We start from the raw sequence: 16,344 nt of genomic DNA on the forward strand, positions 1-16,344 counted from the left end.
ATATTAAAATAATATGTTAAAATATTTAAGTTAAAATCAAAAAATTATGAATAATAATAAATTATAATTTAATTTCTTAAATTTATTAAATTAAAAACGTTATTCATGTGAAAAAAATTTTACATCTCATTCTTCAAAATAAGTAAATTTAAAAAGGAGTACTCAGAATCATGGGTGTTGTTACAATAAAACAATTGTTAGAATCAGGAATACATTTTGGTCACGCAGCTAAAAAATGTCATTACAAAATGAAACCATATTTATTTTCTTCCAACGATGGGGTTCCTATTGTTAGAAATAGAATTCACATTATCGATTTGAAAAAAACATTGGAAGCTGTTGAAAATTCATACAAAAAGCTTGTGCAAATAGTAGAAGAAGGAGGGAAAGTTTTATTCTTAGGAACTAAAAAACAAACCCAACATATTATTAAACAAGAAGCGGAAAGAGCAAATCAATATTATATTAACCAAAGATGGTTAGGCGGTACTTTTACTAATTTCCAAACTATTTTAACAAGAATTAATTATTTAAAAGAGTTATACAAACAAGAAGAAGATGGCGTATGGAAATTACTTTCTAAAAAAGAAGTAGCTACCTTAAAAAAACAAAGAGATAAGTTGGAAAAGTTTTTAGGCGGAATCAAAAACATGTCTCAATTGCCACAAGCTATTTATATCGTTGATGTGCAAAAAGATACTATAGCTATCGCTGAGGCGAGAAAATTAGGTATTAAAATTTTTGGAATCGTAGATAGTAACTGTGATCCTGATTCAGTAGATTACATCATTCCTGCGAATAACGATGCTATTAAAGGGGTAAAATTAATTACTTCTATCATCGCTGATGCAGTTATTGAAGGTAGCGGTTCTAACCAAGAATCACCTGTTGAAGAAACAACTGATGAATCTGGCGAAAAACCATCTGAATCAACGCCAGAAACTGTTGATGCAGAAAAAACTCAAAATAAAGATCAAAATGTAGAAAAAGAAAACGTTTCTACTAATTAATTACAACTTTTAACAGACAAAATATTTTTTATAATCAATTAGTAAAAAAGATGTTTCTAAATAAACATCTTTTTTACTAAACAAACAATTTTACTTATATTTCTTAATACAAAAGAAAGAAAGACTTAATAAAAATTTGGAGAACGAAAATGAAAATCACAATAGAAATGATTAAAGAATTAAGAAAAAAAACTCAATCAGGAATGATGAATTGTAAACAAGCTTTAGAACATGCTCAAGGCGATATGGAAAAAGCTGTAAATTATTTAAAAGAAAAAGGCATGATGAAAGCTGAAGACAAAAAAGATAGAGTTTCAGCCGAAGGTTTAACTAATGTCGCTTTTAAAGGTAATAAAGCTGTTTTATTTGAACTTAACTCAGAAACTGATTTTGTGGCTAAAAACGAACACTTTATCGCATTACTAGAACAACTGAAAAATAGTTTATTAGATGCTGATGCATCCGTTAAAACTGTGGAAGACTTTTTAAATTATCATTGGAACGGACAAAGCGTTAAAAACATTATTTTAGATAAAGCGGCTATTATTAAAGAACAAATCGTTTTAAAAAGAATTCAAACTGTTTATAAAAAAGATAACGAAAGTTTTGGGCTTTACAAACATCAAGGAGGAAGAATTTCCGCTTTAGTGCGTCTTGATAAACAAAACGAAGAAGCACAAACACATATTCCTATCCATGTAGTTGGTTTTAACCCGAAATTTTTAAGTAAAGAAGTGGTTGACCCTAATTTTATTAAAACAGAAAAACAACTTTTATTAGAAAAAACTATTAACGAAAAAGCAAAGCAAAATTTACCGAGTGGTTTATTAGATAAAATTGCTAACAATCGTTTAAATAAAATTTTAGAAGAAATTTGTTTATTAGAACAACCTTTTTACAACGATACTGATCAAAAAGTAAAAGAATTTTTACAAGCTAATCAAACTAACGTTATCGCTTATTACCGCTTTGAAGTGGGCGAAACAGCATAACAAAACGAGCAATAAAACTAATATTTATTCATTTTCTAACTATAATAAAAAATAAAAAGTAGCAAAGGGGAATAAAATGTTTAAAAGAATTCTTTTAAAATTAAGCGGGGAAGCCTTAAAAGGAGACGATTTTAACATCAACCCACAAAAAGTTAAAAAAATTGCTGAAGAAATTAAAGAAATTAAAGACTTAGGTTTACAAATAGTTATTATTGTTGGTGCAGGAAATATCTGGCGAGGTCATATTGGTCAAGAATTAGGTATGGAACGTAGTCAATCAGACTATATGGGAATGTTAGGCACTATTATCAATTCTTTAGCTTTACAAGATGCTTTAGTCAATTTAGACATTCAAACTAGGGTTATGACGGCTTTTCATGTGGTTGCCGTGGCTGAACCTTACATCAAAGGTAAAGCGTTACGCCATTTAGATAAAGATCGTGTAGTTATTTTAGGAGCTGGGGTTGGTTCTCCTTACTTTTCCACCGATACTGCTGCTGCTTTAAGAGCAGCTGAATTAAATATAGACGTTATTTTAATGGCTAAAAACGGTATTGAAGGTGTTTATAATAAAGATCCTAAAAAACATAATGACGCTGTTTTAATTAAAAAAATAGAACATAAAAATGTTATCGCTCAAAGGTTAGATGTGATGGATATAACAGCCATTTCTTTATGTTGGGAAAATGGTATTGATATTTTTGTTTTTGATATGAACATCAAAGGTAATATCAAAAAAATCATTTTAAAAGAAAAAATAGGGACTATCATCACTTCTAAGGAGGGAAAATAAAATGCATGAAATGACACAAGAAATTTTAACAGATTTAAAACAAAAAATGAATATTTCTAAAAACTCAATGTTGACGCAATTTTCCAACATTAGAACTGGGGCGGCTAACCCGAAAATATTAGATAAAATCACTATTAATTATTACGGCGCAGAAACAGTTTTAAAGCATATTAGTATGATTTCTATCGTAGAAGGAAACCAAATTCATATTAAACCTTTTGACACTACTTTAGTGCCTAATATTAAAAAAGCTTTATTAGCTTCTGATTTAGGAATTACTCCTCAAACAGATGGTGTTTCGATTAAATTAGTTTTTCCTCAACCTACAGAAGAAAAAAGAAAACTTTTAACCAAAGAAGTAGAAAAAATTTCTGAACAAACTAAAGTTATAGTAAGAAATTTACGTCGTTCCGGCAATGATAAAGTTAAAAAATTAAAATTAGCAAAAGATGAAGAAAACGCTTTATTAAAACAAATTCAAGATTTAAATAATCATTTTATTAAACTTTTAGAAACAGAAACTGTTAAAAAAAATAAAGAATTATTAAAAATTTAAAAAGAGACGATAAAAATATGTCATCTAAAAAAAATTATATCGGATTAGGAATGTTTTTGGCCGCTTTATCTTTTTTTGGTTTTTTTCGTTGCATCGATTATAACAAAGAAATAAATTCTTTTGATTATATGAGTTTAGGAACAGTGCTTCTTTTTGTGTTCCATTCTTCTATAGAAATGTTAAAAGTGAATCGTCAAAATCAAAAATATTCCCAAAGGCACATGATCATCATGAGTTTATTTAGTGTTTTTCTTTTTTTGTCTTTATTAGGGGTTATTTTGGGTTCTTTTAAGGACAAACATATTATTGTTGATTCTCCTCCAGAACAAACGCATTTAATCAGTTGTTTATCAAACTTTTCTAAATACGCTTTATTTAGTTTATTTGGTTTAGCTTTCGCTTTATTTCTATATTTTCTTTTTAACTCTTCTTTTCGTACTCAACATTTAACTCATGTATTGTTAATTTTTGCTTATATTAGTGTTTTTAGTGCTTCTTTTTTAAGTTTAATATTAATAAGTTACAAATGGTTTTTGCACTTGTTTTTAATCACTATTGCTAGTGATAGCTTCGCTTATTTTATTGGTAATTTATATGGCAAAAGGTTTTTATTTCCGAGCGTAAGTCCCAAAAAAACTTGGGAAGGTTTTTTAGGCGCCATAGTGGCGACTACTTTGTTAGCTCTTTTATTTTATAGTAGTTCTTTAAACAATTATCGAGCAGTTATTTTTTTAGTGGTTTTCGCTATTATTAATTCTATTATTGCTCAAATGGGGGATTTAATCGCTTCTAAATTTAAAAGAGACTATAAAATTAAAGATTTCAGTAATCTTGTTCCCGGTCACGGAGGTCTATTAGATCGTTTTGATTCTATTTTATTTTTATCTTTTTTTATTGTTTTAATTTTATTAAGCCCTTGGTCAGATTATGTTATCCAAAATATGCATGACATTTTTAAACTTAAAAAAGTAAAATAAATATTTATCGCAAAAGACTTCTTTTTTTTGTAAAAGGAAAATAAAATGTTAATTTAGTCGGTATTTTGTTATAATAAAAGTAATTGAGAAACATTTTTTACGATAGAAATATGATTGATTTTTTATTATCGATCAGAAATGTTTTATATAATGTTTTTTTAAGAAAGAAAGGTATCCTACATAATGAGCAAATGTTATTACACAGGGAAAACGACTGTTTTCGGAAATAAACGTAGTCACGCAATGAACGCTTCTAGAAGAACATGGAAAGCTAATTTGCAAAAAATTCGTATTATTGATGAAAAAGGCAAAGTTAAAAAAATTTATATTTCTGCCCGCGCATTAAAAAAATTAAAAGTTGAAAGAGCTTAATTTATTTGAGTTCTTTAAAAATTATTAATTATTAAAAAAAGATTATTAACGAATAATAGTCTTTTTTTTATTTATCGTTTTATCTTGTTCTTAGTCCTTATGAATAATATAATAAAGTTATATCTATTATTGAAGTTAATACGAAAGAGGTAAAAATCAGCAACGATAAAACAAATAAAAACGAAACTTTAATGTAACAAGTATTTAAATCGGCTATTAACAATATAGTAATTACGACTTTAATTTTAGCTTTAGTGTTTTTTTGTATAATAAAACTTTCAATTTAGCGAAAACATTAACGAATAAAACACCTAATTCTCAAGAAAATAAAAAATTTTTAAATTTATTGTACCAACCCAATCACTTATAAATAATAAAGATTTATTCAGTTTGAAATGTTTAATAATTTATAACATTAAATTTGTTAAAGATTAAAAAACTCACAAAGATAATTTTAAAAAGCAAGTATATTGTTAAAAAAACCTTCTAATGAGGATTGATATAAATTTTATGACAAAAAACAATTGATGGATTGATGGGATAAAAATTTTTTAACCTTATTTACTGTATGACCAATAATTTGTTTGGTTTTTTTTTATACCCTTAAATAAATTTTTCTGAACAAATTAATAAAACACCAATCAACAACCACTAAAAAACACATATTAAATGTAGCAAAAAAAGAACCTCCAAAAAAAAGGTTATTATTTTTTTTGATCCTCTTTTATAAAGAACAAATCAATCAAAAACGATCATTTTTCTTTTAACTTATCTAAAATTTCTTTAGCTTCGTTTAAAAGATTGTAAAAAACATGCGCTTTTTGATACATTTCTTCAATAAATTTAGGGTCTCTGTGGATTTCCTTAACCTTTGCTACTCTGAAACGTTTGATACACTAAGAAAAAAGCTTTTTCTGTATCAGAACAAAAGAGTTGGGCTTGCACTTGAGCATAATAATACATAGGTATTTCGTTATTTAACACAAAATTGCTCCAAGAAGGACTATTATAAGAAATAGGACATTTAATTTCTAAAATGCTGTTAGATTCTTGATGCCAACCATCTAAAGAAGCAGACATAAAATCTTTAGTAAACACGGCAGGGACGAATTCCATATTGTTAACTTCGTTAAAAAAAATTCTCGCTTCCGGTTCTAAACGTCTGCCATGACGCATAGCATTATTGTCTTCGATCTTTTCTTTAAAAAGTTTTCTTTTAAAAAGTGCTTGTTTAGTTTCAAACGGATTTAACCCCATAATAGCAGCAACTTCTGAAGCATTAATATAGTTGTTTCTATGCTTATGCCATGCTTCAGAATTTTGTTCTAAATTAATCATTTGATTTGATTCTGATTTAGTAAATTTCATAACAAACAAACCTTTCTTGCTAACAATTATCAAGTTGTTAAGAGAATAAATTAAAAATTAGGTAAAAACAGTTTTTTAACGTTTTGAGTAGTTTGTTCAGCTACTTCTTCTAAAGTAATGTTTCTTAAACTAGCTATTTTTTCGGCTACTAATTTCACTAAAGCGGGTTCGTTTCTATGAGATTTTTTTTCGGGAGAAGGTGTTAAAAAAGGTGAATCAGTTTCTAATAAGATTTTATCTAAAGGGAGTTGTTTCGCTAAAGTATGAACTTCCAAAGCTTTTTCATATGTCACAATCCCGCCAATGCCTACATAAAAACCTAAATCGATGACTCTTTGAGCTGCTTCCAAATTGGTTACTAAAGAATGGAAAACGCCTCTAATTTGGTTTTTATAAGGTAACAAGATTTCATATATTTCCTCAAAAGAAGAACGAGCGTGCAAAATAATGGGTAAATCATATTTAATCGCTAATTCAACTTGAACTTGTAAAGTTTTTTGTTGTAATGGCAAAGTTTTTTGTTCATGATATAAATCAATACCAATTTCACCCACTGCCACCACTTGAGGAAGTTTTAAATATTTTTCAATACTGAAAGGATCTTCATTAGTCACATAAGACGGATGAATCCCCACAGCGACTTTAATTTCAGGGTGTTGAAGGGCTAATTCGATGGCTTTTTCGTTCGTTTTCTGATCTAAACCAGGAACAATAAAATATTGAACATCGTTTTTTACAGCTCTATTTATAACATCTTTTAAATCTTTAGAATAATCATCTAAATTAAGATGAGCGTGAGTATCAATTAACATTTTGTATTTCTCTTTTGAATCATAATATTTGGTTATTCAATAATAAATTTTATCATTAAAATTAGAAAAAAATAACTCATAAAAATGGGTTATTTTTTTCATTAAAATTATTATTTTTACATATGTATTGGTTTATCAATCGCGCCTAAAAAAGTTTCTAAAGTTAATTCAGATAAAGTTGGATGTGGGTGAATAGTGCGAACAACATCATGAGCTGTTCCTTCTAATTCCATAGTTACACCGATTTCACTAATTAATTCAGTAGCATTATAAGAGAAAATATGCATGCCTAAAACTTTAAGATCTTTTTTATCAACGATTAATTTGGCAAAACCATCTGTTTCGCCGTCAGCTAAAGCTTTACCGATCGCTTTAACAGGAACTTTAGACACTTTATATTCAATGTCTTTAAGTTTCACTTGTTCTTCGGTCCAACCGATAGTGGCGATTTCAGGGAAACCGTAAACACAGGAAGGAACGCGATCGTAATTCATTGGTTTTAAATGAGCGTCAGCTTCTAAAGCATGAGTAACAGCGATAATTCCTTCGTGGCTCGATACGTGGGCTAACATATATTTACCGTTAACATCACCAATAGCGTAAACGTCTTCTAAAGAAGTTTTTAAAAAGCCGTCTGTCATAACGCCTATTCTGTCAGTTTGTAAATTCAGTTTTTCTATCCCTTTTAAATTAGGTTTAGTTCCAGTTGCCATTAAAACAATATCAGCTTCTTCCACGTGTGTTTCGTTTTCATAAGTGTAATGTACTTTATTATTATCGATTTTCATTACTTCAGATTCGGTTAAAATTTTAATTTGGTTGCTTTTTAATTTTTTAGTGTAAGCGTCAACAATATCTTTATCCATAACATTTAAGATAGAGTTCGCTCTTTCTAAAATAATTACTTCAGCACCGAATTTATTAAAAATAGTTGCAAACTCTACACCAATAACTCCGCCACCAATAATAACTAATTTTTGCGGAAATTTTTCCAATTGAACTAATTCTTTACTTGTGTATAAGTATTTGTTTTTGAATGCTTCTTTAGCGCCTTTAATCGGAGGAATAAACGCACTCGCTCCCGTAGCAATAATAAGTTTTTTAGTTTCTAAAATTTTATCGCCTACTTGAACTTGATGAGCTGATAATGCATCAGCAAATCCCTTATAAACATCAATTTTATTTTTTTTCATTAAGAAAGAAATACCGTTAGTTAATTGTTTAACTATTTTGTTTTTACGTTCTAATACAGAAGTCCAATTCGCTTCTACGTCTGCATTAGTTTCAATACCGTATTCTTTAGAATGTTTTAAAAGGTCAAAAATTTTAGCACTTTTTAAAAAAGCTTTAGTTGGTATACAACCGTAATTTAAACAAATTCCGCCTAATTTATGGTCTTCTACCAAAGCAACTTTAGCTCCCATTTGAGACGCTTTAATAGCTGAGGTATAACCACCAGGTCCTCCGCCAATAATTAAAATATCATATCTTTCCATCAATTTACTTCTCTTTTTTTATAATTCAGTCAAAAAATAATTTTCCTCTTTATAAAGCAGTGAAATCATTTTCTAAAATTTTAACATCATTCAATAATTCTTTAATTTTTTGCAATAATCTTCCACCATCAGCACCATCAATAATACGGTGATCGATCGTTAAAGATAAAGGCAACATATCAGCTACAATAATTTCGCCTTTTTTAACTATTGGTTTTTTAACTATTTTACCAATACCAAGAATAGCTAATTCCGGATGATTAATAATTGGCGTACCGTAAGCAATATCAATGGCCCCAAAATTACTTAAAGTAAAAGTACCCTTTTGCAATTGAGGCAATTGTAATTTTCTTCCCGCTGTGTCAACAGATAAAGTGTGGATTTCTTTCGCTAATTCTAAAACACTTAAATTATCAACTTTTTTAATATTAGGAACAATTAATCCATCTTTAGTGTCAATAGCAATTCCTAAATTAATATAGTTTTTAATGATTAATTCTTCTTTTTCATCATCAAAACTAGCGTTAAAAACAGGATATTCTTTTAAAGCTAAAACAACCGCTTTAGCGATAAAAGCCATATAAGTTAATTTAATGCCTTTTTCTTGAGCTAACGGTTTCATTTGAGTTCTTAAAGCTACTAAATTAGTAATATCCACTTCATCCATTAAAGTTACTTCAGGAATAACTGTTTTGGAAATGCTCATTTTTTTAGCAATTATTTTTCTTAAACGAGAAATTTTTCGAATTTCTACGTCTTCTGTGTTATTATTAGTATTTGTGTTGTTTGCTACAGCTTCTTTTGTAGTTTTTAAAACATTGTCGTTATTATTCGTCATTTTTAAAACGTCCTTTTTTTATTTAAATTATTCTTCTTCAATAACAGCTAAAACATCTCCAACGTTAACATTTTCGCCCTCTTGGAAACCTATTTTAGTAATAGTACCTGTTTTAGGAGAAGTTATGTCAGCTTGTAATTTATCAGTTTCAACAATTACTAAAACATCGCCTTCTTTAACTTTGTCTCCAACTTTGTAGTTCCAAGTTAAAATGGTTCCTTCGTTAATTCCTTCGCCTATATCAGCAAATTTTAATTCATACATATTATTGCCCTCATTCATTTGTTTAATTTTTTTTATTTAAATTATTTTTTAAAGCTTTTTTTACGCCATAAATTACTTTATCAGCGTTTAAAAATTGATGATATTCTCCTCTTGCTAAAGGCATGATGATATCATGACCTGTTACACGACTAGGGGCGGCTTTTAAATAATCAAAAGCGTATTCATTTACTAAAGTAATTAATTCGCCAGCTGGTCCATAAGTTTTAGTAGCTTCATGTACTACAACTAATCTACCAGTTTTTTTTACAGAATGAAGCACTGTTTCTCTATCAATCGGATTAATAGTTCTTAAATCCACTAATTCTACAGAAATGCCATCAGCTTCTAGTTTTTCTAAAGCGGATTGAACGATGGAAACAGCTGAACTCCAAGCGATTACAGTTACATCTGTACCTTCTTTAACCACGTTCGCTTTACCAATTTCTGTTTCGTATTCTTCTTCTGGAACTTCTTGTTTTCCTGCACGATATAAATATTTAGGTTCCATGTAAACAACTGGATCTGGGCTATTAATAGCGGCAATCAAAAGACCTTTAGCATCATAAGGGTTAGAAGGAACTACCACTTTTAAACCAGGAATAGAACCTAAAATAACTTCTAAACTCTCTGAGTGATGTTCTAATGCTTTAACTCCGCCGCCAACAGGAACTTTTAAAACCATAGGACAAGAAAAACTGTTACGAGTACGATTTCTCATTCTCGCAGCATGAGCGATTAAATCTTCTAATCCCACATAAAGGAACCCATCAAATTGAATTTCAGCTACAGGAATTAAACCGTTCATAGACATTCCGATCGCGCTACCAACGATAGCAGATTCGGCTATAGGAGTATCGAAAACACGAGATTCTCCGTATTTTTGTTGCAATCCTGCAGTAACACGGAAAACTCCTCCTAATTTACCAATATCTTGGCCAAAAACAACTACTTTAGGGTTTTTAGCTAATTGGAGATCTAAGGTATGTTTAACCGCTTCCAATAAATTCATTAAAGCCATTTTTATTTACCTTCTTCTTTTGATTTTAAAAATTGTTCATATTCTGCGTGTTGTTCTTTTAATTGAGGTGTCATTTCATGGTAAAGATGTTCAAAAATTTCAATCGGTTCTATATTAGCTCCGTAAGAAGTAATTTTTTCATGTACTTCGGAAACGTGTTTTTCTACTTCTTGATTGATTTGTTCTACCATTTCTTCAGTTAAAACGTTTTTTTTCAATAAATATTTTTTAAAACGTTTGATAGGATCTTTTTTATTCCATTCTTCCTCTTCTTCTTTAGAACGGTATAAGTTAGGGTTATCATTAGTCGTATGAGCTCCCATACGGTAAGTAAAGATCTCAATTAAACTAGCTCCTTCGCCATTACGCGCTGCTTCAGTAAATTCTTTAACAGCTGCATAAACGGCTAAAACGTCATTACCATCTACTTGAATGCCAGGAATACCGAAAGCATAGGATTTTTGTGCTAAAGTTTCAGAGTTAGAAGCTACTTTTCTTGGAGTAGAAATAGCGTATTGATTATTTTGAATCAATACCACTAAAGGAGCTTTATAAACAGATGCGTAATTCAAACCAGCATAAAATTCTTCATGAGCTGTTCCGCCATCACCAATAGTAGCTATTGTAACTTCTTTTTTGTTTTGCAATTTACTTGCTAAAGATAAACCAGCACCAATATTGATTCCTGAACCAATAATAATATTAACTGGTAAAATACGTTTAGAAGGATCCATTTTAGAACCTTTTTCGTTACCATACCAATAAAGGTATATGTTTTCTAAAGGGATGCCACGGTATAAATAAATCCCAATATCACGGAAATAAGGTGAAACCCAGTCTTGGTCTTCTAAAGCTGCTGCTGAACCAACTTGACCACCTTCATGTCCTCGGTTAATAACGTAAGATAACATTCTGCCTTGACGTTGATATTGAACCGCTTTAATGTCAGAAACTCTTGCTAAAACCATAGTTTTATACATTTTTAACAGTTTTTCTTCAGGTATTTTTGGTTCTAATTGTGGATTAACTACATTTCCTTCTGAATCCAAAATTTGTAATCTTTGTTTTTTCAAAGAATCATAAGATTTACTTAATGTCATTTAGAAAATTAACTCCTTTTATTTTTTTTAAATAATTTTTGTAAATATGAATTTAGTCACACAAAATAACATGTTTTTTGAAAAATTAAATTTCTTATTTTTTTATTTTAAGCAAAAACTTTCTTCAAGAACAATTGTTAAAATAATTTTTTTAGTTTAAATACAAGGGCAAATATTAGTGAAGACAATCTTAATAATGATATATTTCAACGAAAAAAATATAAATTTATTAAGAAATTTAAGACCATCCTTCATTTTAACTTATTTTTTTTAATTTTTGTCAAATATTATTGATAATTTTATTGTTTCTTCGCAAATAGGAATCTTTTTATCCCTTATCTTGTATTAGTTCCAAGAAGTCATTATTTTAGTCAAAAACCCTTTTTAAGGTTTTTTTAAGGATAAATTATTTAATTTCTATTTTTCCTTCAGTAACTACTATGATTTCTCCGTCTTCATCCTCAGTTAAAGAATCTATTTTACAGTCTAATTCCGCTTGATTTAAAACTGGAGTAACGCCGTAACTTAAAGATAATAAATTAGCTTCTTTTTCGTCTTGAACTGTTGCTAAAACAGGAACAGAAGGATGGAATTTGGAGATACTTTCAGCATCTTTCCAATTATTAACAAGAATCGCTTTAATAGGATAACGAACTGATAATTCCGCTGCACTTAATAAAAGATATTCTTGTAAACTTTCTGGTTCGTAAAGAGGAGCAAAAAATTCATCTTCACGCGCCTTTTCAGCTTGTTTGTTGATTTTATGCATAAATTGCACTGCTTCTACTGGATATTCTCCTGAAGCGGATTCTCCAGATAACATAGTGGCAGTACTACCTTCTTTAACAGCGTTATAAACGTCTGAAATTTCGGCTTTAGTTGGGCGAGGGTTTTTTTGCATAGATTCTAACATTTGCGTAGCTACCACAACAGTTTTACCTTCTTCTAAACATTTTTCAATGATAGATGTTTGGTATAAAGGAACCATTTCGCCTGGAACTTCGATGCCTAAATCTCCTCTAGCCACCATAATACCATCAGATACTTCAATAATTTCGTCTAAATTGTCAACACCTTCTTGGTTTTCAATTTTAGAAATAATACGAATATGGTCGTTGTTTTGTTCTTTTAAAATTTTTCTCAATTCTAACACGTCTTCTGCGTTTCTAACAAAAGAAGCAGCGATATAATCGTAATTTTGTTCTGAAGCGAAAATAACGTCTTGACGGTCTTTTTCTGAAACAAAAGGAATGTTTAAACTAACATTAGGAACATTAACTCCACGACGTGATTTAACAACATGAGTGTTTTTCGCTTTCGTTACTAATTCTTTTTTTTGAGCGTCTTTCTCAACGATTTCTAAAGATAAATAACCATCATCAACGTTAACCACATCGCCTACGTTTAATTCGTCATAAAAACCAGGATAAGTAACAGAAAATAAAGAAGTGTTGCCTAGCACTTCTTCAGTAGTGATTCTTACTAAAGAATCTTTAGTAATAGTGACTGCTCCGTCAAATTCATGGGTTCTTACTTCCGGTCCTTTAGTGTCTAATAAAGTAGCCACATGAGTGTTTAATTCTTGGTTTAAATCACGAATAGTTTTCAGTAATTTTTTACTGTTATCATATTGAGCGTGAGAAAAATTAAATCTCGCTACGTTCATGCCAGAAAGCATCAATTGTTTTAAAATATTAACATCATAAGATGCAGGTCCTAAAGTACAAATAATTTTGGTTTTATTCTCTTGCATTGTTTTGCCTTTTCTTAAATATAATTTATTGTTCTATTAAAATATTTTTTTAACTATTAAAAGGTTAATTTATTTTATTAAAGATTTTCCTGTCATTTCTTGGGGTTGAGGTATTTTCAATAATTCTAATAAAGTCGGAGCTACGTCGCATAAAGCACCTTTATTCACAGAAACATTTTCATCCGTGACAATAACAGGTACTAAATTAGTAGTATGAGCGGTATGAGGGCGACCTTGTTCATCTGCCATTTGTTCGGCGTTTCCGTGGTCCGCCACCACAACAGCTTTTCCGCCTATAGATAAAATAGCTTCTACTACAATTTTTAAAGCTTTATCGGTTGCTTCGACAGCTGCGATAGCCGCTTCTAAAGAGCCTGTATGACCGACCATATCCGGATTAGCAAAATTTAACACCATCGTTTGATATTGCTTAGATAAAATAGCTTCTTTAGCTTTGACGGCAATTTCGAAAGCGCTCATTTCTGGCTTTAAATCATAAGTCGGGACTGAAGGAGAAGGGATCAAAATTTCCTCACAACCTTTTAATTTAACATGTTGAGACCCGTTAAAAAAGAAAGTCACGTGAGGATATTTTTCTGTTTCTGCTATTCTTAATTGTTCTAAATTATGGTTAGCTACCACTTCGCCAAAAGTATTAGTTAAATTTTCTTTTTGAAAAGCTACCGTACCTTTGACACTTTTGGCATAAGGAGACATAGTTGCGCATAAAACATTATTTAAATTTTTGTCGCCTTGAAAAGGAGTTTTGCCAGGAGTGATAAAAAAATCGGTTTTAGTAGGATTGGATAAAGCGGTTGCTAAACGGACGATGCGATCAGGTCTGAAATTAAAAAAAATCACACCATCGTTATCTTCGATTAAGCCATTAACATCTGCAATAGCCGGTTTGATAAATTCATCAGTAATATTGTCACGATAAGATTGTTCCATATAATCTATTACTGACTCTATTACCGGTGCTTTTGGAGAAACTAACATATTATAAACCTCATTAATACGTTCCCAGTTATTATCGCGATCCATAGCGTAATAACGACCCGCTACAGAAGCAATTTTAACTTTTTGTTCTAAAAGAGGTTTAAGATAATTTAAACCTGATTTAGGCGATGTGTCGCGTCCATCAGTAAAAGCGTGTAAATAAGTTTTTTTGGTTAAATTATTTTGTTTAGCCATTTCTAATAATGCTTTAGCGTGGTTGATATGAGAGTGAATGCCGCCATCAGAAATCATGCCCACAAGATGCAGTTTGCTATTATGTTTTTTAACATGTTTTACGACTTGTAAAAAACTTTCGTTTTGAAAAAAAGTTTTTTCTTTAATAGCTTTGTTAATTTTGGTTAAAGATTGGTAAACTATTCTGCCGGCACCTAAATTTAAATGACCCACTTCGCTGTTGCCCATTTGCCCTTCAGGCAAACCAACGGCTTCCCCTGACGCCGCCAAGGTATTGTGGGGGTAACTTTTAAAAAGAGAATCTAAATAAGGCGTCTTGGCTAAAAAAACAGCGTTATTTTTTTTTTGGCGAGAAATTCCTAAACCATCTAAAATAATAAGACCAACAAAAGATTCCAAAATAAATTTCCTCATTTCCCTTTCCTACCCAATAATTTGACTAAAAAAGAGTAATTATTGTGTAAAAATGATTATTTTTTTAAATTATAAAAAGCTTTTAAACCTAAATAAGGAGCATTTTTTAAATTGTCTTCAATTCTTAATAATTGATTATATTTAGCGATACGGTCAGTTCTAGAACAGGAACCAGTTTTGATTTGACCTGCGTTAGTTGCCACAACTAAATCAGCGATAGTAGTATCTTCCGTCTCTCCACTACGATGAGAAATAACAGTCGTAAAGGAAGCTTTTTTAGCCATTTCAATAGCTTCTAAAGTTTCTGTTAAAGTGCCGATTTGGTTTAATTTAATCAAAATAGAATTAGCCGTTTTTTCTTTAATTCCTTGTGATAATCTTTCTACGTTAGTCACAAATAAATCATCGCCCACTATTTGAACTTTGTGTCCTAACTTATTAGTTAATAACTTCCATCCTTCCCAATCGTTTTGGTCTAAACCATCTTCAATTGATAAAATAGGGTATTTATCAACTAATTTTTCATAAAAAGCGATTAATTCAGCACTTGTAAAAGATTTGTTATTTTCAGAAGCTAAAACATATTTTTTCTGTTCTGCGTTATAAAATTCTGAAGCAGCAACGTCCATACCTAAATAAATGTCTTCGCCTGGTTTATAACCAGCGTTATTAATGGCTTGCAAAATAATTTGCAAAACTTCTTCGTTAGAAGATAAATTAGGAGCGTATCCTCCTTCATCTCCTACTGTTGTAGGATAACCGTTTTGTTTTAAAAGTTTGCCTAAATGATGAAAAATTTCAGCACCATATCTTAAAGCTTCTTTAAAAGTAGAAGCTCCTACAGGTAAAATCATAAATTCTTGAAAATCAACACTATTAGAAGCATGAGCTCCACCATTAATAATATTAATCATTGGCACTGGCAATTGTTTTGGTTGAACTCCGCCTAAATATTCATAAAGTTCCAAATTTAAATATGAAGCAGCTGCTTTAGCCACGGCCAATGAAACGCCTAAAATAGCGTTAGCCCCTAATTTAGATTTATTGGGTGTACCATCAAGTTCAATCATTGCTTGGTCGATAGCTTTTTGTTCTAATACAGATACATCCATTAAAACAGGTTTAATCACTTTTACTACGTTTTCTACCGCTTGTAAAACACCTTTACCTAAATATCTTTTTTCATCTTTGTCTCTTAATTCAACAGCTTCGTATAATCCAGTTGAAGCGCCAGAAGGAACAATAGCTCTTCCTATAACTTCAGATGTTTTAACTTCAACTTCTACAGTAGGATTTCCTCTAGAATCTAAAACCTCTCGAGCTAAAATATCAGTAATATATGGCATTATTTGTTTCTCCTTTTATTATAAATCTTTTCAAATAATAA

General features: G+C 30.2%; 16 protein-coding genes. 6 read left to right on the forward strand and 10 right to left on the reverse strand.

Annotated features, from left to right (window positions below):
- Positions 1–170: 170 nt before the first annotated feature.
- The 6 genes from rpsB (at position 171) to rpmB (ending at position 4,700) form a co-directional block, all read left to right on the forward strand.
- Positions 171–1,010, forward strand: a complete 840-nt coding sequence (gene rpsB, locus RI68_RS00080) for a 30S ribosomal protein S2 (RefSeq protein WP_017193257.1) — start codon at positions 171–173, stop codon at positions 1,008–1,010.
- 149 nt (positions 1,011–1,159) lie between these two features.
- The gene (tsf, locus tag RI68_RS00085) at positions 1,160–2,002 is read left to right on the forward strand and encodes a translation elongation factor Ts (protein WP_017193258.1); all 843 of its coding nucleotides are present in this window, start codon (positions 1,160–1,162) and stop codon (positions 2,000–2,002) included.
- A 76-nt stretch (positions 2,003–2,078) separates the two neighbouring features.
- Positions 2,079–2,795: a UMP kinase gene (pyrH, locus tag RI68_RS00090; RefSeq protein ID WP_017192334.1), complete on the forward strand. Its 717-nt coding sequence runs from the start codon at positions 2,079–2,081 to the stop codon at positions 2,793–2,795.
- A gap of 1 nt (position 2,796) precedes the next feature.
- A complete protein-coding gene (gene frr, locus RI68_RS00095) occupies positions 2,797–3,351 on the forward strand; it encodes a ribosome recycling factor (RefSeq protein ID WP_017193259.1) in 555 nt (184 codons plus the stop codon).
- 17 nt (positions 3,352–3,368) lie between these two features.
- Positions 3,369–4,328 (forward strand): phosphatidate cytidylyltransferase, encoded by a 960-nt coding sequence (locus RI68_RS00100; RefSeq protein ID WP_017193260.1) that lies wholly within the window; start codon positions 3,369–3,371, stop codon positions 4,326–4,328.
- A 183-nt stretch (positions 4,329–4,511) separates the two neighbouring features.
- Positions 4,512–4,700 (forward strand): 50S ribosomal protein L28, encoded by a 189-nt coding sequence (rpmB, locus tag RI68_RS00105; protein WP_017192337.1) that lies wholly within the window; start codon positions 4,512–4,514, stop codon positions 4,698–4,700.
- 864 nt (positions 4,701–5,564) lie between these two features.
- On the opposite strand, the gene RI68_RS00110 is transcribed toward rpmB, so the two are convergent.
- The 10 genes from RI68_RS00110 to eno form a co-directional block, all read right to left on the reverse strand.
- Complete coding sequence (locus RI68_RS00110; protein ID WP_017193261.1) at positions 5,565–6,068, reverse strand: lambda-exonuclease family protein; 504 nt, start codon at positions 6,066–6,068, stop codon at positions 5,565–5,567.
- A gap of 50 nt (positions 6,069–6,118) precedes the next feature.
- A complete protein-coding gene (locus RI68_RS00115) occupies positions 6,119–6,880 on the reverse strand; it encodes a TatD family hydrolase (protein WP_017193262.1) in 762 nt (253 codons plus the stop codon).
- Between the two features lie 116 nt (positions 6,881–6,996).
- On the reverse strand, positions 6,997–8,376 hold the full coding sequence (lpdA, locus tag RI68_RS00120) for a dihydrolipoyl dehydrogenase (RefSeq protein ID WP_017193263.1): 1,380 nt from the start codon (positions 8,374–8,376) through the stop codon (positions 6,997–6,999).
- A gap of 49 nt (positions 8,377–8,425) precedes the next feature.
- Positions 8,426–9,214, reverse strand: a complete 789-nt coding sequence (locus RI68_RS00125) for a dihydrolipoamide acetyltransferase family protein (RefSeq protein WP_017193264.1) — start codon at positions 9,212–9,214, stop codon at positions 8,426–8,428.
- Positions 9,215–9,241: 27 nt separating this feature from the next.
- Positions 9,242–9,496, reverse strand: coding sequence for a biotin/lipoyl-containing protein (locus RI68_RS04175; protein ID WP_261974263.1), 255 nt, complete (start codon positions 9,494–9,496; stop codon positions 9,242–9,244).
- A gap of 4 nt (positions 9,497–9,500) precedes the next feature.
- Positions 9,501–10,496: an alpha-ketoacid dehydrogenase subunit beta gene (locus RI68_RS00135; RefSeq protein WP_017193266.1), complete on the reverse strand. Its 996-nt coding sequence runs from the start codon at positions 10,494–10,496 to the stop codon at positions 9,501–9,503.
- A gap of 2 nt (positions 10,497–10,498) precedes the next feature.
- Positions 10,499–11,596 carry a pyruvate dehydrogenase (acetyl-transferring) E1 component subunit alpha gene (gene pdhA, locus RI68_RS00140; RefSeq protein WP_017193267.1) on the reverse strand — a complete coding sequence of 366 codons (1,098 nt, stop codon included), beginning with the start codon at positions 11,594–11,596 and terminating at the stop codon, positions 10,499–10,501.
- 406 nt (positions 11,597–12,002) lie between these two features.
- A complete protein-coding gene (gene pyk, locus RI68_RS00145; protein ID WP_017193268.1) occupies positions 12,003–13,349 on the reverse strand; it encodes a pyruvate kinase in 1,347 nt (448 codons plus the stop codon).
- A 69-nt stretch (positions 13,350–13,418) separates the two neighbouring features.
- Complete coding sequence (gene gpmI / locus RI68_RS00150; protein ID WP_026071923.1) at positions 13,419–14,945, reverse strand: 2,3-bisphosphoglycerate-independent phosphoglycerate mutase; 1,527 nt, start codon at positions 14,943–14,945, stop codon at positions 13,419–13,421.
- A 68-nt stretch (positions 14,946–15,013) separates the two neighbouring features.
- Positions 15,014–16,303 (reverse strand): phosphopyruvate hydratase, encoded by a 1,290-nt coding sequence (gene eno / locus RI68_RS00155; protein WP_017193270.1) that lies wholly within the window; start codon positions 16,301–16,303, stop codon positions 15,014–15,016.
- Between the last annotated feature and the right edge of the window lie 41 nt (positions 16,304–16,344).

Source organism: Vaccinium witches'-broom phytoplasma str. VAC, assembly GCF_000309405.1.
Taxonomy (GTDB): domain Bacteria; phylum Bacillota_I; class Bacilli_A; order Acholeplasmatales; family Acholeplasmataceae; genus Phytoplasma.

Excerpts from the sequence above, each read along its gene's own strand:
- rpsB (WP_017193257.1), top strand. The coding sequence starts at position 171 with ATGGGTGTTGTTACAATAAAACAATTGTTAGAATCAGGAATACATTTT.
- tsf (WP_017193258.1), top strand. The coding sequence starts at position 1,160 with ATGAAAATCACAATAGAAATGATTAAAGAATTAAGAAAAAAAACTCAA.
- pyrH (WP_017192334.1), top strand. The coding sequence starts at position 2,079 with ATGTTTAAAAGAATTCTTTTAAAATTAAGCGGGGAAGCCTTAAAAGGA.
- frr (WP_017193259.1), top strand. The coding sequence starts at position 2,797 with ATGCATGAAATGACACAAGAAATTTTAACAGATTTAAAACAAAAAATG.
- RI68_RS00100 (WP_017193260.1), top strand. The coding sequence starts at position 3,369 with ATGTCATCTAAAAAAAATTATATCGGATTAGGAATGTTTTTGGCCGCT.
- rpmB (WP_017192337.1), top strand. The coding sequence starts at position 4,512 with ATGAGCAAATGTTATTACACAGGGAAAACGACTGTTTTCGGAAATAAA.
- RI68_RS00110 (WP_017193261.1), bottom strand. The coding sequence starts at position 6,068 with ATGAAATTTACTAAATCAGAATCAAATCAAATGATTAATTTAGAACAA.
- RI68_RS00115 (WP_017193262.1), bottom strand. The coding sequence starts at position 6,880 with ATGTTAATTGATACTCACGCTCATCTTAATTTAGATGATTATTCTAAA.
- lpdA (WP_017193263.1), bottom strand. The coding sequence starts at position 8,376 with ATGGAAAGATATGATATTTTAATTATTGGCGGAGGACCTGGTGGTTAT.
- RI68_RS00125 (WP_017193264.1), bottom strand. The coding sequence starts at position 9,214 with ATGACGAATAATAACGACAATGTTTTAAAAACTACAAAAGAAGCTGTA.
- RI68_RS04175 (WP_261974263.1), bottom strand. The coding sequence starts at position 9,496 with ATGAATGAGGGCAATAATATGTATGAATTAAAATTTGCTGATATAGGC.
- RI68_RS00135 (WP_017193266.1), bottom strand. The coding sequence starts at position 10,496 with ATGGCTTTAATGAATTTATTGGAAGCGGTTAAACATACCTTAGATCTC.
- pdhA (WP_017193267.1), bottom strand. The coding sequence starts at position 11,596 with ATGACATTAAGTAAATCTTATGATTCTTTGAAAAAACAAAGATTACAA.
- pyk (WP_017193268.1), bottom strand. The coding sequence starts at position 13,349 with ATGCAAGAGAATAAAACCAAAATTATTTGTACTTTAGGACCTGCATCT.
- eno (WP_017193270.1), bottom strand. The coding sequence starts at position 16,303 with ATGCCATATATTACTGATATTTTAGCTCGAGAGGTTTTAGATTCTAGA.